Raw genomic sequence first — 20,459 nt, forward strand, 5'->3', positions numbered from 1 at the left:
GAGTTATTTAGTTAGCTGTGAGCATTAAGCTCGTCCAAAGTAAGCAAATCTTCGGCAAATAGCCAAAAGCCCTGGATACCCATCGCCTAGGGTCTACGAGGCGAGAGCCCCTGGCGAAGGCCCTCCAAGAGAGAGGGGCAAGCCATCTCGAGGATGTCCAGTACCCTCTCGAAGCCCTCAGCCCCACCATAGTAAGGGTCGGGGACGTGATCGGGACGAGGACGGGGCATCCAGTCCGTCAGGAGGCTCACCTTCGCCTCTGCCTCTGGCGTTGGGGCCATATCGATGAGGCTCTGCCGATTGCGCTCATCCATCCCGATGATGTAGTCGAAGCGAAAGAAGTCCTCATAGACGACAGGCCGACTCAGAGAAGAGAGGGTATAGCCTCGGCGAGCAGCATGGGCTCGCATACGACTATCGGCTGGCTCTCCCTCATGGTGGGCACTCGTACCAGCTGAGTCGATCTCGAAGAGCTCGCTGAGGCCTTCCTGAGCGACATAGGCTGAGAAAACGCCTTCGGCACTAGGAGAGCGGCAGATATTGCCTAGACAAACGAATAGGATCTTGGTTTTTGTCTTTGTTTGCTGCATAGGTTTGTAAGGGTTAAGATAAAGAGGACTAAGAGCCCCAAGGGCTATGAGGCCCTCAAGGGTCGTCCAAAGCAAGCAGCACCACAAGACTTCGTTAACTGTCTTGCGGTGCTGCCTCTTGTTTCGATGGTCGGGATACCAGGATTCGAACCTGGGACCCCCTGCTCCCAAAGCAGGTGCGCTAACCGGACTGCGCTACATCCCGTTCCTTATTTCGACTGCAAAGGTATGAAGCATTCTGGATATATGCAAGCAGTTGCCCCTATTTTTTCTCAAACAAGGGAGATAGGCATCAGCAGGAGAAAGCAAATAAAGTGAGCAGCGCAGCGGTCTCGAAGACCACTGCGCTGCCTTTTTGTGTCGGGATGACTGGATTCGAACCAGCGACCACACGCCCCCCAGACGTGTACTCTAACCGGGCTGAGCTACATCCCGCCTTATTTGCGCTGCAAAGGTATCACTAATTTCCCTATCCGCCAAATGTCTCCCGATAAAAATCAAGTCCTTCCTTGATTTCGTCCTCTGTACTGAGGCGTAGCTCCTGGATGTTGCCTGGCTCTAGGGCTACCATCATGACGATGTCGCCTCGGCTAGACTTCTTGTCCTGCCGCATGAGGGCAAGTAGGGCGGGATAGTCCCGGCACACATAGTGCCACTGCGGATAGAGCTCCCTAGAGAGCTGAACGAGCTGACGCAGCAGTGCCGAAGAGCCCCCGAGCTGCTGCACCCCAATATAGGTCTCGACGATCAGGCCGATGATGACAGCCTCGCCATGGCTTAGGCTGCGATGCTTGGGCGAGGAGAGGCTATAGGCCTCGAGGGCATGACCCACCGTATGGCCGAGGTTGAGGATGCGTCGAAGGCCCGAGATCTCCTCGGGGTCTTGGGCGACGATATCCTCCTTACACCGAGCGCACTGAGCGATGAGACCCAGCCACTCGTCCTCGGAGAGCGTCTCGGGGTCTCCGAAGCGCAGGATCTGCCGCCATAGGGCCTCGCCCGAGATCATGCCGTACTTAATGACCTCGGCATAGCCTGAGTAGAGGGCCTCGAGCGGGAGGCTATCGAGGAAAGCGAGATCGGTAAAGACCTCGAGCGGGGGATGGAAAGCTCCGACAAGGTTCTTCACCCCTGCCAGGTCAATGGCAGCCTTCCCCCCGATGGCGGCATCGACCATCCCCAGGAGCGTCGTGGGCAGGAGGATATGCCGCAACCCTCGCATATAAGTGGCTGCTGCCAAAGCCCCTAGATCCGTTAGGCTTCCCCCTCCGACAACAAGGAGGAGGCTGGAGCGAGAAGCTCCCCCTCGCTGAAGCCAAAGCCAAAGCTCCTCGAGGGCTGAGAGACTCTTGACCTCCTCCCCACCCCGATGGCTCAGCACCCGCTCCTCGGAGGTTAGACCTCGAAGTAGCCCGAGGGCTTCCCCATGATGTGATTCGAGGGCCTCGTCGATGAGGACGAACAAAGCATCACAAGCTAGCCCCCTAAGGTAGGGGACTAGCTTGCTCGCAATGATTTGCCTTCCGGTCTCCATAGCCGAAGGGCTAGGCCTTGAGCCCAGTGTCGAGGAGGATCTGCTCGATGGCCTGGCTGAGGCCCGAGGGGTTCTTGCCCCCAGCCGTAGCGAAGTGGGGCTGTCCGCCACCACCGCCCTGGATATGCTTGGCTGCTGAGCGGATGAGCGTAGAGGCACTCCAGCCTCGGGTCTCGACAAGATCCTTCGAGAGCATGAGGGTTAGGTGTGCCTTACCCGTAGCATCGAGGGCTGTAGCGATGAAGATGAAGCTCTCCTGCAGCTCGCCAGCGAGCTGGAAGGCCAGATCCTTGAGGGCCTCTGGCAGGAAGTTCTTCTTCACAACGAATAAGCGAACGCCCCCGAGGTACTCTTGGTTTGAGAGCAGCTCGGCCTTGAACTCAGCCACCCGCTCACGGGAGAAGTCCTGCACCTGACGCTGTAGCTCAGCATTCTCCTCGATCGTCTTCTTGATGGCCACGAGCAGCTGAGGGTGGTTGTGGAAGATCTCTCGGATGCTCTTGAGCGTGTCCTCGATCTCGTAGAGCACCTTCTCTGCGCCAGCACCCGTAACAGCCTCGATGCGACGCACTCCAGCGGCTACAGAGGCTTCGCTGATGATGCGGAAGAAGCCGATCACCCCTGTCGAGGGTACGTGCGTCCCCCCGCAAAGCTCGATAGAAGTACCATACTGTAGGACACGCACCTCGTCGCCGTACTTCTCGCCGAAGAGGGCCATAGCCCCCATGGCCTGAGCCTCGGCAATGGGCATAGAGCGATACTCCTGGCGGACGAGGTTCTGTCGGATGCGGCTATTGACGAGCTGCTCCACCTGTCGCAGTTGCTCGGGCTCGAGCTTGGCGAAGTGAGAGAAGTCGAAGCGCAGCACCTCGGGCGACACATACGAGCCCTTCTGCTCGACGTGCTCGCCCAGCACCTCCCTCAAGGCCTCATGCAGGAGGTGGGTGGCCGTGTGGTTGGCCTCTGCAGCCTGCCTGCGCTCGAGATTAATCTCGGCTGTGAAGCTCGCACCGAGATCCTTGGGCAGCTGCTTCATCAAGTGAACGGCAAGGTTATTCTCCCGCTTAGTATCGAAGATCGGATACCGCTCTGCTCCATCGACGAGCCAGCCACTATCACCGACTTGCCCTCCCATCTCGGCATAGAAGGGGGTAGAGCTGAGCACAACCTGGTAATACTCGCCCCCCTTCTGCTTGACCTTGCGGTAGCGCAGGATCTCACTGTCGCAGCTAGTTAGGTCATAGCCCACGAAGCGGGTCTCGCCTTCGTGGATGCTCTGCCAGTCATCAGCCTCGATGCTGGCAGCATTTCTAGCACGCTCCTTCTGCTGCTGCATACACTCCTCGAAGCCTGCCTCATCGACACTCATCTGATGCTCCGAGAGGATAAGGGCCGTTAGGTCAATAGGGAAGCCGTAGGTATCGTAGAGGAGGAAGGCCACCTGGCCCGAGAGCACACTCTGACCCTGGCTCTGTAGCTCGCCAATCTCCTTATCCAAGAGGCGGATGCCTGTCTCTAGGGTACGGAGGAAGCTCTCCTCCTCCTCCTTGATCACTCGCTGGATCAGGTCTTGCCCTGCTGCAAGCTCGGGGTAAGCGTCGCCCATCGTCTCGATGAGGACGGGTAGGAGGCGATACATGAAGGCCTCACGTCTACCGAGGAAGGTATAGCCATAGCGCACAGCACGGCGCAGGATGCGGCGGATCACATAGCCCGCCTTGGCATTGGAGGGGAGCTGACCATCGGTGATCGCAAAGGCAATCGTGCGGATATGGTCTGCAATGACACGCATAGCCACATCGCTCTGCTCTGCCTGCCCATACTCGTAGCCCGAGAGGGTAGCGATGGTGCGGATGATGGGGGTGAAGAGGTCGGTATCGTAGTTCGACGTCTTGCCCTGAATAGCCATACAGAGACGCTCGAAGCCCATCCCCGTATCAATCACCTTGTTGGGCAGAGGCTCTAGTGAGCCATCGGACTTGCGGTTGTACTGCATGAAGACGAGATTCCAAATCTCAATAACCTGTGGGTGGCTCTGATTGACCAGTGTAAGGGCATCGACGGCGGCACGCTCCTCTTCGCTGCGCAGGTCAACATGGATCTCCGAGCAAGGGCCACAAGGGCCTTGATCGCCCATCTCCCAGAAGTTATCCTTGCGATTGCCATCAATGATGCGATCCGAGGGTAAGAGGCGTCCCCAAATCTCAGCGGCCTCTTGGTCTCGCTCTAGCCCCTCGGGCTCGTAGCCCTCGAAGACGGTTACATAGAGTCGGTCTCGATCGACCCCGAGCACCTCGGTCAGGTACTCCCAGGCCCATTCGATAGCCTCTCGCTTGAAGTAATCGCCGAAGGACCAGTTGCCGAGCATCTCAAACATCGTGTGGTGGTAGGTATCGTGCCCTACCTCCTCGAGGTCATTGTGCTTACCGCTGACACGCAGACACTTCTGCGAGTCTGCTACACGGGGGTACTTGATCTCGGCGTGCCCGAGGATGATGTCCTTGAACTGGTTCATCCCAGCGTTGGTAAACATCAGTGTGGGGTCGCCCTTGATCACCATAGGAGCAGAGGGAACAATGTGGTGTCCCTTGCTTTGGAAGAACGACTTATACGACTCTCTTATCTCTTTGGATGTCATCATATATGAAGCTGTATATTTTGTTGTTGGTCGAAATGCTTTGAGAGGACAAAAGTACTCTATTTCGGCGAATAAACCCCTCCCCTAGATCCATCTTCCGAGGGCATCGAAGCCCCTCCCTTAGGGGGATGGAGAGGGGGCAGTAGCCTCCCTCGGCCGCAGGCTAGTCCCCGACAAAACAGAGGTCGCCGAGCAACTGGATAGCTACTCGGCGACCTAGGGTCTATAGGGCTGGACAAGGGACTAATCCACCTCAAAGCTCGAGCGTACGGTTACGCTTGCAGTCTTGAGCTTGGAGGAGGTATTGAACGTCCCACCCCAGCTGTATTCGTCCTCGCTGTTGAGCCCAACGATCTGGAAGACACCCATCGACGAGGAGGTCATGCGACCGATGCTCCCCTTACTCCCTCGGGCGATGATAGAGGCTCGATTGTAGGCATCCTCGGAGGCCTCCTGCAACATCTCCATCTTGAGGGTATTGAGCTGGGTATAGTAGTAGCGAGGAGCACGGGCCACAAGACCGATCCCCTCATGAAGCAATTCGGAGATACTCTGATAGATCTGCTCGACCTCGTCCACACGGCTCGAGGTGATGATAATATCGCTCATGAGCTCGAAGCCCTTATACTCTCGGATATACTTCTGCATCTGATTGCTGTAGTACTGATCGTACTTCTCCTCTACGGAGGTTGAGGAGAAGCTGATCTGCTCCTGCTCGATACCACGCTCCTTGAGATAGGCTAGGATGCGCTCCTTGTAACGCTTGTGCTCGGCATAGGCCTGCCGCTGGTCTTTGTTCACGGCTACGGCCTTGATCGTCCAAACGATCTGATCGCTCTTGATCTGACGAGAGGCCATCCCAGTAACAGTAATCTTGGGGTCTCCTCCACTAAAGTGCTTAATGCCCCCAGCCAGCAGCCAAGCACTGACGATAACGGCCACGGCGATGATGGTGGCGATGATTAGCTTACCCTTTTGCATAAGTATTTGATTGTTAGATAATGATACATGTATGATCCTCCCGAGGGCCTCATGCAGGGCGATGGGAGCGACAGGCACAAATGTAGACATTTCTTTACACTCACCATCATTGTAGAAGAAAAAAACTCTACCGCCACGCTGGGGGCTGAGCGGGGAGGGGAGGCGAAGGCCTATCGAGAGCCTTGCCCTAGCTCTATTACCCTCTCTATAGAGACATAAGTAGGAGCTCGAATGAGCTCCTATCTGAGTCTCAGGAGAGATCCTATCTAGACCTCCAGTGCGGCTCTATCGAGTCCTCGCCTCATCCCCTAGACGAGAGCTCAGCTGAGCTCCTACCTGAGCCTCTATCAAGCAGTTCCTCTACCCATACAGGGCACACCAGGACAACAGGGTATTAGCGGCATTACAGGTATAATACTTATATTCGCTGCCGCATCTCATCTAAGGATGGATGGCAATGAGAGAGGGTTCACCCACAGCATTAAGTACGTGTTATAAACAAATTTTCTTCGACAATGAACAGCGATCCAACGATAAAGGACAGATCAAAAACGAAGCGTTCTCGGTCATTCTTTGAGGGTTTGACGGGTAAAGATTTATTGTTTTCGTGCATATATGCCACTGTAACTTCCGTGATTGGGATGTTGCTCATGAGCGTGCTGTATGAGGTGAAAGTGAATTTCACCTATGGCGTTATCCTCGCAGGGTGCTTCTTTTTGATGAGTATTTTCGCCTTGTACATTCGCTCTAACAAGAGTCCGAAATAAGGGTGCTCGTTCGACCATCACCCCGCCCTATCCCTTGGACTGGGAGCGTCTAGCGATCTAGCTGCCTCAAGCAGGGGGCGATACACAAGAGTTCAGCCACTTCGGCATAGCGATAAGCATTAGGCCCAGCCTCTCTCGACTGAGAGGCTGGGCCTAATCTTATTACTTGGGTCGGGGCTCAGGGAGTGAGCCCTCGAAAGGGAGATGACGGACTTAGTTGCCGTAGGGGACTACGAGTTTCATACCCTTACCTCTCAGCGTTACGAGCTTCTTGTCGGTGAGAACTTCCTCAACAAGAAGTGAATAGTTTCCCGTCGTATAATCACTAACATTGACGAAAGTAATTTTGGTCTCGATACGCTTGCCTTTCTCTGGGTTCAGTATCGCTGGGATAAACACACGCTGCTGATCCAGCTGTAGGCTAGGAGAGCTGGAGATCCAAGCCATCTTGCCCGCACGATAGGCATACAAAAGGGCTGGGAAGTGCTCTCTGAGCTCCTTATGGCTAGTGTTATAGAAGCCCACTTTGTGCGACACATTGTTATCTGCCTTGACTCTGATCAAGAGCTCCTTAGCAGGACGATTGTCTTGCGTCTTAAATATCAGCTTGGCCTCCCCCTCGTGTGTGGCTCGGAGTTTGAGCGAACCAGTCTTAGCCTCCCACTCGAAGATAATAGCCTCCTCGGGGTCTTCCTCTTCGACGACAACATCATCACCTCCACCAATCACACGAATATCCTGACGCTCCTGACCTGGATAGAGTGTCAAGCTCGCCTCAGGCAGGTTTAGTTCCGACCGTTGTACCTTAACTGTAAGGGTCTTCTGCTTATTATGCGATCGAATCAGCACAATGGTCTCGCCATACTCGAGCCCTTTAAGTTTAAGGTAAGAGCCCTCGATACGAGCCTCTAGAATGCGAGAGTCTCGGACAGAAACTGAAAACTTACCATTCCCTCCCGATAGGGCTACGTCTTGATTCGTCTCCTTATCAAGAATGATCTCTGTAAGCTTGCCCCCGATCTCGATCTCAGGGATCTTAGGTTCGTCCGCCTTCTTACAAGATGAGACTATCAGCACAATGAGTGCAATGTATAGGGATATACGCTTCATTTCGTTCTTATTCTTTTAATTAATAATTGGCAACTGCTCTGAGATAGCACATAGTCTATACTATTCAACAACCTCCAAGTCATAGGTCAGCACCCAAACTCTATCAGCAGACTCTCGGATCTCGATCTTAAGCTCCTGGTGCTCCCCTATACGAGGGAAGGTCAATGTATGGCCCTGAGGCTCGACCTTTTGGCCATTGATCCAATAGGAAAACTTAGTCTGAGACTCCTTATAGAGATCTTGATAGAAGAGATGGATCACCTTCTTAGCTACCCCCTGCTTGCTTAGGGTACGCAAATGAGGCAGACGAGTCACATCATCCACCGTCTTGGATATAGCAGCAGTACGCACCTTAATGGCCTGATCACTGGACTTATGCGTCCCCTTGCGAGCACGCACCTTAACCGTATATTCTGTCGCTGGTTCGAGATCTGGCACAGTGAATCGATTCTCCTTAGTTTGATAAGTCTTGCCAGCAGCCTCTACCTCCCAGCTGACTTCGGCATCTAGAACTTGATCCCACGCCAGTTCTATCTCTCTCTCGTAGGCAGTATGATCAAGCGAACGAGGGGCTTCAAGCTCTACCTTGGGCATACGTTCGCCACGGATAAGAGAGAAGTCGTCCACATAAATCACCTTTGGAGAATTGAAAACGAAAGGAACCTCAAGCAGAATCTCTATCCAAGAGATCTTCTCTCCTCTCTTCTCCTTGGGGAGATCCTCCTGGTTAATAACGATAGGGATTACCTTCTCTGCCCACTCGGCTTGAGTACGCACACCAGAGCCAATGATCTTCTTCGTCAAAATAGGTTCATCCTTGGGATCATTGTACACCCTGACAGTCAGCTCGAGGGCGAGCTTGTCTAGCGTTCCTCTGTGCCAGTAGCTGAAAGTCATCTTCTCGCCTGCTTTTATGGGGAATTTCTCCAGGTTGAGATCATCCTCATCTTCTCCAAAAATCGAAAGGAACACGCGTTCGTTAGGGAAGAGCCTCAAACAGTAGTTGCCCGAATGAGGATTGCTCTGCTCGAAATTGAATTTGCCAATATAATTTCCACGCAGAGACCAGCGGTCAAAGATAGGGTCATCGTGGTGAGAGCCCAGCTTTTCGAAGCCAGGATTATACCACAAGTTCTCCTGCTCAGTCTGCCCGAAGAGCACATGGGGCACAAAAAGGCAAACTAAAGCGAAGATGGATAATAGTTTCTTCATTACTTCAACGATTTTAGTTTTATTGATTAAAGAATTTGTTATTGCATACGTTGCTCAATCTCCCCGACAAGTTTAGAGAGCTCCTGATCGAGTAATTCATGATCCCAAAAACCACGTCCACGAAGCAGTCTATGTAGCATTGCCTGAACCTCTTGGTATGAGAAGTAGGGCTTTCCATGCCTAGGATCTCTTAGGAACTGTAAGCAATAGATCAGCCCATAGGCATCCGAAAGCATCGGGAAAGCGAAAGGGGCATGCTCCCTCAGATTAGCCATAGTATTGCCACCAATGAGCAGGTGTTTGATCCTTGTCCTGATAACAACAGCGATCTCTCGACGGATCGTCTCGACATGCTGGGGCAGCATATCATAAAGATGGTAACCAATATCTATGCGCCCAAGGGTAAAGGCTAGATCGAGACGTCGAGAGGTCTCTCTGAGGGCTCTAATGCCGTTGCCCATCGCCCAAGCTCTCAATCCCTGTAGATAATAGCCATAGGCTAGATCCCAATGGTGCTCTAGAGCAGTATAGTTACGCCCTTTGATCAATACTTGATGCTCATGGTCGTCGATGAGCTGGCGATTAGAGACTACAGCCTCATCAAGATGGACATTGAGGATTTGGTCGATATTCATCGCCCCAAGGATCATTGCTTTAAGCGATTGAGAGACAACCAAACCTTGTTCATCGGAAAAGACGAAGCGACCTGTCCGTTCTCCATCGATGTAACCCGTCTGTCCGGGCTGAGCCTCTCGACGACGATGCCTACCGGGATTATCCGAGCCCAAACCCGAAATACGGGCCACAGAGGCTATCTGAGTATCTAGATCTGAGAGGATCTGCCCCCTTTGACCACCATGTTTGCTCGAGCGAGCAATATAGTCTCTAGGAGCGTAGCCATAGAGCCCCCGATCCCAAAGCGTTCGGACAGCACTCATCTGCTCCGAGGTTAATATGTAGGCTTGGTCAAAGAAGCGATCATTGAGCTCCTTGAACGTTGCTAAGAGAAGCTCAGCCTCTTGGATATCGACACTACTCTCTTGGTTGCGAGAGAATTTATACTTAGGGTCTTGCTCTTGTAAGAGTTGATCCCCGGTCTCGACCGTCTGGAGTATAGGGCTCTGACAAGACACGAGCGCAAGGCTCAGCACCATACAAAGGGCCAAAGTTCTATGCATAATAGACTGCTGTATGGACATGACTTAAGGAAGGATGATGTATTCGCAGTAAGGCGAGGCAATGGGGTTGGGGCCCTCCTTATTCTGAGACTGCTTGCTCTCGAGCGTAGGTACGACCACTAGGCCATCGACCGATCGAGCGGAGATGCTCGCCGAGATCATCGAGCCGCGAGGAGCTACCCCCGAAACACTCAAGTATAGTGGATAGCCCGAACGTACTGTGAAAGTCTTGACCAACTCTTGACCAGCGATGAGTAAGTCCGTAGCCACATCACTAGCAGGATTGGAGCTAGCGATGCAAATCTTCTTGTCTGCACTGATATAACGGACTGAGTAATTGGCCTTAGCCTCACCCTCAGGCTGGGTGAAGAGGCAACGCAGCGTTACGACATAGTCCCGTGCATCTTCATCGATCGCGACACCTGGATACTTGTAGGCACTGAGTGCCATCTCAGGGTCACAAGGCATACGGGTCATATCCTCGAAGGAGATCTCGGGTTTACTGATTCCACCAAAGGGAAAGAGGGCATTATAATCCTCATCCTTCTCATCTAAAGGTTTATCGGAGCACGAGCCGATCAACAGGACGAGAGCAAAGAGATAAATAACTTTTCTAAAAGACATAGCACCTAGAGATAATGCAGTAACAGCTCCACAGAGGGAGCGTAAAGGATTTTGTTTCATCATACAATGAAGGCTCTATTTATGGTTGATGAGTATCGAAGATCTCCGCAACATAACTCGTAGGCTCACCATCAGGATACAGATGCTTGCTCTCAAAGAGAAATCTCTGCCGCTCAGGATTATAAACAGATACTAGCTCAGCGACAAATCGACCATCTCGATATTCAAAGTCAGTGAAAGTAATCTTGCCATCATACTGGAAACCAGGTCTAAATGACAACCCCTCACCAGTACCAACATAACCCGAACCAATGCCATTATACCCTCTGAAGATAGGAGAGTACTTCTCTATGAGTGAAAGGAAGATGTGATATCGCTTTCGGTTGCGCTCCTGCTCGAGTCTCAAGTCTCCTCGAGGATCTTTGAAGGGCGCATCGCTTTGAAAAAACACTCGGCTGCCTCGACGGATCGTAATCTGTGGGTGTACCATCTTCTCGAAGAGGCGACGATGCTCGAGGGCCTTCTCGGCCGTATGTTGCCACTCCTGCTCGCTCTTTAGGGGTGTGAGGACGATGTAGGGTCTATTGCCCTCGGCCGAGACCCCAGTGGTGAAGATCAACCGCCCCTGATAGTCTCTATAGCGATAGACGAAGTCCGAAACCCCGGACAGCTCGCTGGTAACCAGCTTATGCAGGGGTGTATAGGTCGTCAGGCTCAGCTGCAGGCTACTACCCAGCCGAACATCATACTCCCCCTGAACAGCAGACTGAGCCTCAGAGGCTGAGAAGTCCGCCTTGATCTCTAGACGACGATCAGGGGAAAACTTCATTAGAGCGAGGTAGCCTCCATAGCCGTACTTCTCCTTCGTAACATCAGTCCAGTCGAGGCGCAGGCTAGGGTTGCGGAAGAGGAGCGAGTCTACCCGAGGGAAGTAGCTCATCTGCCAGCCATGTGATGCAGAGGTTAGCACCTCTCTAAAGGCCTCGATATGTCTCTGGGTACGCTCGGCTGGGGAGTCTTCGAAGGCTATAGGCTGCTGACAGCCTGCGGCCAGGAGGCACACAAGGGCCGAGAGTAGATAGGGTCTTATCATAGGGCAATTTCGTTTACTTGATCTGATGCTGCTTGTAGTAGGTATCGAGCTGCTTGAGGCTCAAGAGCTGTAAGCGGCTCAGGCTGATGCCCACTTGATGCTTGAAGTAGCGCTCCACAAAGGTTCGCTTGGCCCTTAGAGCTCGATAGGCCTCTGCAGCCTCTGCCACAGACTGAGGATCTTCGGGGTCGATGGGTCGGGCTGCGACATCCTCCACTGCCTTGAGTTCGACAGCGGTATGTAGGAGCATCACGCTGATGATCTCGGCAAACTCCTGCTCAGGGCCGGCCATGGAGTAGAGCGTATAGAAGCCTCTGCGATGGGCATAGGGACTCAGCCCCACGCGCCGATACACCTCCGAGGGCGAGGGAGGAAGAGCTAGAGATCCATAAGCCTTTGGGGCAATTGCAAGGAAAGCATCTCGGTCATAGGGGATCTGCTCGATCAGCCTACGGGCGAACTGATGGTGGATGCTTCGCATGAGCCGATAGATACTCTGCTTGTCCCTATGGTCGTAGGCATTTACATCGAAAGCGAAGAGCTCGTTGCTCGCAGTCCTCGGATACCAAAGCCTCATGAGCACGCCATTATCCTCGAGCTCATAGCCTCCGAGTAGGGAGAGGCGCACAAATCCCTTGTCCTTGAAGAAGTCTTTCCCCCCAGCCTTGCTTTGGGTATAGAGGTTGAGCAGAAGCATCTTGACGGCCTCTAGCACGGGCTTCACCTGCTCAGTCTTAGGTGGGATAGCTACGCTGCCCGAAGGGAAGTGCTCCTTCTGCCATCGATAGAGAACCTGCAGGTTGTATGGGGTAAATTCGGAGGAGATCCATCGATCTAGCTCCGTTCGCTTCTCGAGGGGGAGATACTTGTCGATCACACTGTTTGCATCCAAAGCCTCCTTCTGACATGCAGACAGAGCTAAGCATCCCACTAGGAAGCTCACTAGGTGTATCTTACGCACTGTAATTCGTTTCATCTTAGCTTATCTTCAATGGGCAATCTTGTTGCGAGGGTTAGGCTCGAGGCCTCGGCGGATCGCCTCGACAGGGATCTGAAGTACCTTGCGATAGTCATCCTTGTCGAGAGGACGATAGAGCGGATGGTGACTATTTCTCTTAAGAGATATATAGAAACGTCGAATATCGAACCAGCGAAGCCCTTCATGCAGGAATTCCTTCTGACGGAAATCTAAGATGATCTTGAGCAGACCTAGCTGCTTACGAGACAATCCATAGAAAGGAGTTAAATCTTGCCCCACTTGCCTATCAGAATTGGTGTAGACACTTCGTGCACAAGGAGGAATCACATGATACTTGGCCTGCATAAGTGTCAGTAGGTCATCAATGGCCTGATCATATTTCAGAAGCATGGTGTAGGCCTCCATGCGATTGAGTAGCACCTCATCGGCCGAGAGCAAAACATTGGTTACATAGAGATCTCTAGGACGTACGCCTGTACTTCCAAAGAGGGATAGCTCTCCAAACTTCGCCGTATAGACCCCCTCTTTGATCGGGGAATTTGAGGAGTTAAACACATAGGGCAGAGACAGATTAACCTTCTCATAGTCTGTGCAGCCACTGAAACCCCTGTTGTTATAGATATCCTTCATCTCTGCGAGGGTCGTACCATAGGTTTGGTTCGGCAGGTCTCTAGCCCATCGAGACTCGGTGGTCGTAAGCAAGAGGTTCGAGGGTTCAGCCGTAGAGCAATAACGTCGATGCAAACTAAGGCGATTGAAGCGGAATTCTTTCTCATACGAGGCCCAATCTCGGAGCATCATCTTGGGCGTTGCCCCTAGGACATAGTTCGAGTACTCGACGACCTCCTGCCACTGCCCTTTCATAAGGTAGAATCTCGAGGCGAAAGCATAGGCTGCCTTCTTGTTGAAGTGGAACTTGGGCTTGAGATAATAGGCATCACTGACCAAGGTAATACCGAGCTTGAGATCCTGCTCAATCTGCTCATACACCTCAGCCACTGTGCCCCGGCTGTAGTGTACGAGGGCATGCTTCTCAGGATGCTTTAGATAAGGGATTCCTGGGGATAGCTTCGACTCCTCCCCTCGGTAGGGCTCTGCCCAAACGTTCACCAGCATGAAGTGTAGATAGGCACGCAGCAGGAAGGCCTCTGCATAGAGAGCCTTCACTCGGTCGGTCTTGGGGTATTTCTTGAGAAGCTCTAGGGCCTTATTCGCCTGGGCAATGCCTCTGTAGCAGGCATTCCAGTAGGCTAGCGGCGTGTCTAGATCCTCCTGATCATAATCCTCCCAAAAGTACATGGCCTCGTTAAGCTGATAATGCTCTCCGTAGGTTCTCTGCCCCACATTGTCCGTACGGGTCTCAAGAAAGGGGAAGTAGCTGGCATCGGGATAAGCCCCCGTGAGCAGCTCGGCGATCTTCTCCTCGCTATCGATCACAACGTCGAACGAGGAGTCGGGCGTTACGTCAAGGTACTTGCCACACCCCCCGAAGAGGGTAACGGCCAAGAGGAGGAGGATATAGCGTTTGTAGTGAATCATCATCTTTGTCTCGAATAGGTTTAGAGGCCGAGGTTTAAAGTCAGCGTATACTGCTTAGGTGTAGGCAGAGCTACCCCACCCGACTTGTAGAACTCGGGGTCTTGGCCTCTGAGTGCAGGGTCTGAATAGATCAAGAACGGATTGGTAATGTTGAGCCGAATATTGGCCGAGTGCAGATGCAGAGCCTTCAGAGCTCTGTCAGGCAGGGCATAGGCCAGCGAGATGCTCTTCATCCTGACGAAGCTACCATCGGCTACCCGAACCTGAGAGAAGTTGTAGGTATTGTAAGCTCTCTCGAGGCTCTCTCGACCGACCTCTCGGATAAGGTCCACCGAGGGTAGCGTAGGCACATCGGTCTTGTATTCGTCTCCCTGTACGAGCCAGCGGTCGTAGTAGTCCTTGGAGAAGACATTCAGATCTCCGAAGGCGGGGTCGAAAGTAGGGTTGAGGCGGATTTTATTCCCAGCCTGAGCCGTGATGAAGAAGGAGAGCTCCCAGCCCTTGTATCTGAAGGTATTTGACAGTCCTCCAATCAGATTCGGTTCGATAGGGCCGTGATAAAGAAGGTAACTCTTAGAATACTGAGTATCGAGGAAATCAGCCCCAGTGCTGGGGGCGAAGCGATGACTGCTCAGCGGATAGCGGCCGAAGTCAAATGTCGGTAGCCCCTGGTCACTTAGCCCCTGGAAGTTGAAGGAGAAGAGCGATCCCTTGGGGAAGCCCTCGATATTGCCTCGACCACGCCCAGAGACCATGTCGAAGGTGTTGGGCGTATTGAGCAAGCGGGTAATCCGCTGGTTCATGTAGCTCAAGGTCAAGGAAGAAGACCAGTTAAAGAGACTAGAGACAACGTTTTTCGTATGCAGGGCGATCTCGAGACCTCGGGTCTGCATATCCCCGAAGTTCGCATACTTGTAGTACTCGCCCCCTATCCCAGAGGTACGCACGAGGTCAATGAGATCGAAGGCATTGCGCTGGTAGAGGTCTATCGTGGTTGTGATGCGATTGTTAAGCCAGGCGGCATCGAGGCCGAGGTTGAGCTCGTACATCTTCTCCCAGCTGAGGTCTCTATTCTCCAAATGGCGGATGCGCAGGGCATTCTCTCGATCCTCTAGAGAGAGGCGGTTAATAATCGTATTCTCAAAGACTGCACTCGAGTTGAGGGCCTGCTCGTTCATCTTGGCCGTCAGACCATAGCTTGCCCTCAGGGAGAGCCTAGAGAGGTTCTCGCTCTTTTGGAAGAAATCCTCTCGATCTACATTCCACTTCCCCCCAATATTCCAGGTAGGTAACCAGCGAGAGCGAGAGCTACGACCAGCGGTGTTCGAGCCCTCGTAGTTGAGTACAGCGTTGACGATATACTTACCAGCATAGCCATAAGTTCCGCTCCAAGAGGTTGTAACACCTCTCTCATAGCGATTATTGAGAGAGAAGTAATGGCTACCCTCACTGATGAGCTTGCGGAAGATAAGAGGATTGCTAAAGATCTGATTGCCTCGGTCATACTGGATGCCATAGCCCTGGAAGGGGTTGATGCTACGATCGGCATAGCGCACTTCGAAGAAGGCAAACCCCTTGAGGTCATGCTCTCCGAAGCTCCTATTATAGTCTAGAGCAATACGGCCGAGGTAACTGCGCAACTTGGTCTCGGTCTTGTTGTAGATTCCCCCGTGGGTTAGGGCGACCTGGGGCTGTAGGAGGGGGTTCTCCCGATTGTGCAGCAGGTAGATATTCTCCCGAGCGACGTCGGGGGTCTCGTTAGCTCGGAAGGCTTGCACGACATTAGAGCCCTCGTGGATCTGATGCTCAATGCTTGTAAAAGCACTGCGCACCGAGAGCAGGGCCTTGGCTTCGAGGTGCTTATTGACCTTGTAGGAGAGCTCCCCTTGTAGCTTGAAGTCAAGCAAATCAATCCCCATCTTATTGTTCTCGTATTCGTTGAGGATGTTGAAGGGAGCCCAGTTGTTTCGATAATATTCCAGCTGCCCTCGCTCATCTCTAGGACGCAGCGTCCGACTCGTGCCTAAAGCATAGGCGAAGGGATTGATATCGAAGTCTCGCTCGAAGCTCCCCAGGGCTGCATTCTTCCTCTGAGGAACTGTACCAGGGGCTTTCTGCTGGCGCAAGTTGCCCTGTGCCGAGAGCGAGGCGGTAAAGGCCTCTGCGAGGAAAAAATCTGTCTTCAGGTTTGCCGTGATACGCTTCACTTGATCCGAGAGTGTCCAGCCACCATCGTGGAAGTAGCTCACCGAGGCTCGTGTAGCGACCTGATCTGAGCCTCCAGAGAAGCTCAGATTGTGGCTAGCCGTAGGCGTAAGGGTAAAGAGCTCGGAGAACCAATCGGTATTGGCATACTCATGACGCTTGAGAAAGGCCCTTGTTGCCTCAGGCGTATTGGGCAGGAGGAAGCTCCCAGTGCTGGGATCTATCTTCGTGTAAGCTTTATAGAGCTGATGGAAGACCCCTGAGCGACGGCCATAGAGCGACTCCCGAAGGCCAAAGTGTCCCTTGCTCTGCATCTCGAGGTAGATGGACATCGTCTCCTGCGAGTTGAGCAGGCCAAAGTCGTCGTAGCTAGGCTTGAGGCGGAAGCTATACTCCGAGGAGTAATACACCCGATTGGGAGTATTGCGCTTACCACTCTTCGTCGACACCACGATCACACCATTGAGGGCTCGAGCCCCGTAGACGGATGTTGCCGAAGCATCTTTGAGCACCTGAATATCATCTATATCTGAGGGGTTAAGCCCTGCTACTGCCGAGCTAATAAGGGTAACGGCATCTCCCGAGGTGAGCTGGTCAAGACTCAGAGAGACAAGATCTTCGTAGACTGCGCCGTCGATAACCCAAAGGGGCTGGACGTTGCCGATGATCGAAGCCCCCCCACGAATGTTGATACGAGGGGCAGAACCGAAGCTCCCAGAGATATTCTGTATGGATAGCCCTGGCACACGTCCCTCGAGCATACGAGAGACATCGGCCATACCATCGAGCTTGATCTCCTGCATCTTGACCGAGGTCGCAGCACCCGTGTAGACGCGGCTCTTGACCTTCTGATAGCCATTGACTACGAGCTGCTCGGTCAAGGCTACATCCTCCCGCATTGTGATCTTGAGGTGCTGCTTGGTGATCTTGACGATCTGGGTAGCGAAGCCAATAGAGCTCAGCTTGAGGCTTTGGCCTATCTCCGCCACAAGGGTAAAGCGCCCATTGGCATCAGTACTCGTCCCGAGCTTAGTCCCCGAAACAAATACTGAAACACCGACAACAGGCTCCCCGAACTCGTCCTTGACCTCCCCAGTGATCCTCTGCCGCTCCTGTGCCAGGAGGGTCAGAGAGCTAGAGATGAGAGCGAGGGAAAGGATCAATCTATATAATAGCGTTTTCATATCGAGCAATGGGTCTTCTATAGCTTAGCACTCATACCTAGATAGAAGCCTCTAGGATGCCCAGGCCTGAGGCCCGATGGATGGCGAGAGGTGAGGTAGGTCTTGTTGGTAATATTAATCGCATTGACCGACAGGCTAATCTTGCGGCTTAGGTGTATGCGTGCCGAGGCGTCCCAAACAGTGTGGTTGGGGATGAGCTCACGCTCGGCAATGCTCCCCTGCCCTGGCTTGGTACGCATATCGCTGTTGTAGCGCATACTTAGGTGGAGATCTGCCCATCGATGCTCGAGGCCGATCTGCGCATTGAGGGTATGCTGAGCGATATAGGGGATCTCGTCCCCAATATCCACCTTACCCCATGAATTGCTTACGAAGGCATTGCGCATCTCCGTATCAGTATAGGTATAGGAGAGCTGTAGAGGAAGGCCAATGCGCCAACTCTCGGGCAGTGGCTGGTAGCGAGCTAAGAACTCTGCTCCGTGCACAATGGCCCGACCGATGTTGAACTGCTCAAGCGTCCCCAACCCACCTGCAGCAGCCAGGTCGCTACCGAGCATATTACTGTAGTTGTTGTAGAAGCCAATGAGCTCGACATGTAGATTGCCTCTAGTGAAGCGGCCTCCGAGCTCCATGTTGATACTCTCCTCGGGCTTCTGCTGCTGGAAGCCCCCCTCGGGGATGAGGCTACGATGGGGAACTATCCGAGGGATGTCCGTGATGCCTGGAGGGGCAAAGCCCTTGTGCGCACCGAAGAAGACCGAAGCTCCACGAAAGAGCTTGACACTGATCCCAGCACTAGGGATCAGCACTCGAGCGGCATTGGTCAGCTCATGGCGACGCATCCCCGTACGGCGCGGATCTTCACGCCCCATATCGTTGCGAAGGAGGCGAATATCCTCGTAGCGCAGCCCAGTAGTAAGCGTAATATTACCCCAGGCGAGCTTGGCCAGTAGGTGGCTCGCCAGGGCATTGGCCGAGGTAATACGATTGGCCTGAGCTCCGTGGATACCGGCGAGGTAGAGAGTCATCACACCACCCTTCATCGAGTAGGCATCATCCCACTGGTAGCGATCCTCTAGGTCTTGGTGATAGCGCAGCCCCGCCTCTAGATTCATATAGACGCCCCCTAGACGTAGCTTGTGCTCAGCCTTAGCCTGTAGTCCAGAAGAATAGTAAGATCGGTTGTTCGCCCGCATGATGAGCCCATCCTCCAGGTAATCTCTCTGCCCTGTGAGGATCTCATAGTAGACAGAGTTGATCTCTGGCTCGGAGAGTACCTGCTCGAGCGATCTCTTCTCGCCCTTGGTATGGCCAGCACGCACGTCGTTAAGTTTGTACCAATTACGATGGAAGTAGTTATGATAGGCATTGGCCGTGATCTTGGTATTGAAGCCCAAAGAGAGGAGGTAGGTCGCCACGAGCTGTACATGCTTCGTTTTGATATTATCTTTCTGAGAACCGAGATAGCGGACGAAGGGTTTGAGGGCAAAATCCGCCTCTGTCAAGCCCACATAAGTCTCGTCTGAATCTTCGTTCGCATAGCCAAACTTAAGTTCGAGGGCGTGGTTTGTATCCTCGCTCTGATCGGTATTCACCCTCAGCTTGGCAATGAGGTCATTGCGCTCCAGGCCAGCCTTCTGCCCATCGGAGAGGCGTTTGAAACCATCACTCTGCATCCTAAGATACTCAACCATATAGCCCCAGTGGCGAAAGCTATCCCCGAGCTGTGCATGCGCCTTGAATGTACCATAGCTCCCGTAGCTCGTGTTGAGCTTGCCCGCAAAGCGATGAGGAATAGCAGCCGAGACCATATTAATCGCTCCCCCAGTGGTGAAGGGGCCATACTGTACCTGGCTACTCCCCTTGAGCACCTCAACGGCCTGCATACGGGCTGCGTTGGGGAAGTAGTATGCCGCAGGAGAAGAGTAGGGGGCTGGAGCTGCGAGGATGCCATCCTCCATGATCGTGATACGCTCACTACGCTCGGCCTTAGTACCACGCAGGGAGATATTGGGGCGCAAGCCGAAGCCATCCTCTTCGTAGAGGTTCACCCCAGGGACGGCCTTGAGCATGCGGTTGATGTCTGTGTACCCTAACTTTTGGATCTCTAGAGGGGATATATAGTAGGCCGAGCCCGTACGGTTCTGTGCCTGAAACTTGCTCCCGAGGATCTGTCGAGATTGTACGACGAGCTCCTGCAGGACGCGTGTCGAATCTGCGATCTCCTGCTCCTTGGGGTATTTGTTAGTCTGAGCGGAAAGAGAGCAGATGCCTGCAGAGCAGAGTAAAATGATTAATATTCGTTGCATATAGATGATTTGGCTACGAGGGCTATCCCCTCGAGGGAAGCATAAATCGGGTGCAAAGTTACCCCAAGCCCGAGGCTCCGGGTATCCCCATTATTAGGTATTTGGAATAACCCCCATCAACAATCATACCGCAATGTAGGTAGCACCAGGAGGGTCGATGGGAGGAATGGGGAGAAACTTCCATGATAAAATTTCTCAAGCGATGGATTGGCCTGGCTTGCTGGACCTCCTGCCCTAGGCTCTGCGGTAGGCATTCGCCTTGGAAAGGCTTCTCCCACACTCGATCAGGGGGCGATCAAGGCCACGATAGCCCCTCTAAAGAATGCTCGGCAGGACCTCGAGTGAGGCCCTAGATAGGCCTTTGATGGAGGTCTCAGGAGGCATGCAGCACAGGCCTCAGTAGGATCGCAACAGAGATCTAAGTAGACGTGAGTTCGGTATAAGGACTGCCGTCTTTTCGGTTTCAAAATAGGAGGTGTTTTTATTGCAAGAGTGGGAGATATTTAGTATCTTTAT

Annotated in this window: 13 protein-coding genes and 2 tRNA genes; all 15 read right to left on the minus strand. The window is 53.1% G+C overall.

From position 1 onward, the window contains the following. Positions 1-86: 86 nt before the first annotated feature. Positions 87-590, minus strand: a complete 504-nt coding sequence (locus HQ37_RS01275) for a low molecular weight protein-tyrosine-phosphatase (RefSeq protein WP_036879350.1) — start codon at positions 588-590, stop codon at positions 87-89. Between the two features lie 127 nt (positions 591-717). After that, positions 718-795, minus strand: a tRNA-Pro gene (locus tag HQ37_RS01280). 155 nt (positions 796-950) lie between these two features. After that, a tRNA-Pro gene (locus HQ37_RS01285) sits at positions 951-1,025 on the minus strand. A gap of 34 nt (positions 1,026-1,059) precedes the next feature. Next, positions 1,060-2,124, minus strand: a complete 1,065-nt coding sequence (locus HQ37_RS01290) for a 3-dehydroquinate synthase family protein (RefSeq protein ID WP_036879289.1) — start codon at positions 2,122-2,124, stop codon at positions 1,060-1,062. 10 nt (positions 2,125-2,134) lie between these two features. Then, positions 2,135-4,765 (minus strand): alanine--tRNA ligase, encoded by a 2,631-nt coding sequence (alaS, locus tag HQ37_RS01295; protein WP_036879292.1) that lies wholly within the window; start codon positions 4,763-4,765, stop codon positions 2,135-2,137. Between the two features lie 240 nt (positions 4,766-5,005). Then, on the minus strand, positions 5,006-5,743 hold the full coding sequence (locus tag HQ37_RS01300; protein ID WP_036879294.1) for an SIMPL domain-containing protein: 738 nt from the start codon (positions 5,741-5,743) through the stop codon (positions 5,006-5,008). 980 nt (positions 5,744-6,723) lie between these two features. Next, positions 6,724-7,620: a hypothetical protein gene (locus HQ37_RS01315; RefSeq protein ID WP_036879301.1), complete on the minus strand. Its 897-nt coding sequence runs from the start codon at positions 7,618-7,620 to the stop codon at positions 6,724-6,726. 60 nt (positions 7,621-7,680) lie between these two features. Next, the gene (locus HQ37_RS01320; protein WP_152566758.1) at positions 7,681-8,832 is read right to left on the minus strand and encodes a fibronectin type III domain-containing protein; all 1,152 of its coding nucleotides are present in this window, start codon (positions 8,830-8,832) and stop codon (positions 7,681-7,683) included. Between the two features lie 38 nt (positions 8,833-8,870). Continuing rightward, positions 8,871-10,010 (minus strand): DUF4856 domain-containing protein, encoded by a 1,140-nt coding sequence (locus tag HQ37_RS01325; RefSeq protein WP_160215057.1) that lies wholly within the window; start codon positions 10,008-10,010, stop codon positions 8,871-8,873. Positions 10,011-10,034: 24 nt separating this feature from the next. Next, positions 10,035-10,634, minus strand: coding sequence for a hypothetical protein (locus tag HQ37_RS01330; protein ID WP_036879313.1), 600 nt, complete (start codon positions 10,632-10,634; stop codon positions 10,035-10,037). A 79-nt stretch (positions 10,635-10,713) separates the two neighbouring features. Next, entirely contained in the window at positions 10,714-11,727 is a 1,014-nt protein-coding gene (locus HQ37_RS01335; protein WP_036879315.1) for a DUF4302 domain-containing protein, read from the minus strand. 13 nt (positions 11,728-11,740) lie between these two features. Further along, on the minus strand, positions 11,741-12,703 hold the full coding sequence (locus HQ37_RS01340) for a putative zinc-binding metallopeptidase (protein WP_036879328.1): 963 nt from the start codon (positions 12,701-12,703) through the stop codon (positions 11,741-11,743). 12 nt (positions 12,704-12,715) lie between these two features. Beyond that, the gene (locus tag HQ37_RS01345) at positions 12,716-14,248 is read right to left on the minus strand and encodes a RagB/SusD family nutrient uptake outer membrane protein (protein ID WP_052080673.1); all 1,533 of its coding nucleotides are present in this window, start codon (positions 14,246-14,248) and stop codon (positions 12,716-12,718) included. A 17-nt stretch (positions 14,249-14,265) separates the two neighbouring features. After that, positions 14,266-17,634 carry a SusC/RagA family TonB-linked outer membrane protein gene (locus HQ37_RS01350; RefSeq protein ID WP_036879331.1) on the minus strand — a complete coding sequence of 1,123 codons (3,369 nt, stop codon included), beginning with the start codon at positions 17,632-17,634 and terminating at the stop codon, positions 14,266-14,268. 17 nt (positions 17,635-17,651) lie between these two features. Continuing rightward, positions 17,652-19,943: a TonB-dependent receptor domain-containing protein gene (locus tag HQ37_RS01355; protein WP_081951714.1), complete on the minus strand. Its 2,292-nt coding sequence runs from the start codon at positions 19,941-19,943 to the stop codon at positions 17,652-17,654. Between the last annotated feature and the right edge of the window lie 516 nt (positions 19,944-20,459).

Source organism: Porphyromonas sp. COT-239 OH1446, from assembly GCF_000768875.1.
In the GTDB taxonomy this organism is placed as follows: Bacteria; Bacteroidota; Bacteroidia; order Bacteroidales; family Porphyromonadaceae; genus Porphyromonas.

Coding starts and splice junctions, on each gene's coding strand:
- HQ37_RS01275 (WP_036879350.1), bottom strand. CDS start 590: ATGCAGCAAACAAAGACAAAAACCAAGATCCTATTCGTTTGTCTAGGC.
- HQ37_RS01290 (WP_036879289.1), bottom strand. CDS start 2,124: ATGGAGACCGGAAGGCAAATCATTGCGAGCAAGCTAGTCCCCTACCTT.
- alaS (WP_036879292.1), bottom strand. CDS start 4,765: ATGATGACATCCAAAGAGATAAGAGAGTCGTATAAGTCGTTCTTCCAA.
- HQ37_RS01300 (WP_036879294.1), bottom strand. CDS start 5,743: ATGCAAAAGGGTAAGCTAATCATCGCCACCATCATCGCCGTGGCCGTT.
- HQ37_RS01315 (WP_036879301.1), bottom strand. CDS start 7,620: ATGAAGCGTATATCCCTATACATTGCACTCATTGTGCTGATAGTCTCA.
- HQ37_RS01320 (WP_152566758.1), bottom strand. CDS start 8,832: ATGAAGAAACTATTATCCATCTTCGCTTTAGTTTGCCTTTTTGTGCCC.
- HQ37_RS01325 (WP_160215057.1), bottom strand. CDS start 10,010: ATGCATAGAACTTTGGCCCTTTGTATGGTGCTGAGCCTTGCGCTCGTG.
- HQ37_RS01330 (WP_036879313.1), bottom strand. CDS start 10,634: ATGTCTTTTAGAAAAGTTATTTATCTCTTTGCTCTCGTCCTGTTGATC.
- HQ37_RS01335 (WP_036879315.1), bottom strand. CDS start 11,727: ATGATAAGACCCTATCTACTCTCGGCCCTTGTGTGCCTCCTGGCCGCA.
- HQ37_RS01340 (WP_036879328.1), bottom strand. CDS start 12,703: ATGAAACGAATTACAGTGCGTAAGATACACCTAGTGAGCTTCCTAGTG.
- HQ37_RS01345 (WP_052080673.1), bottom strand. CDS start 14,248: ATGATGATTCACTACAAACGCTATATCCTCCTCCTCTTGGCCGTTACC.
- HQ37_RS01350 (WP_036879331.1), bottom strand. CDS start 17,634: ATGAAAACGCTATTATATAGATTGATCCTTTCCCTCGCTCTCATCTCT.
- HQ37_RS01355 (WP_081951714.1), bottom strand. CDS start 19,943: ATGCAACGAATATTAATCATTTTACTCTGCTCTGCAGGCATCTGCTCT.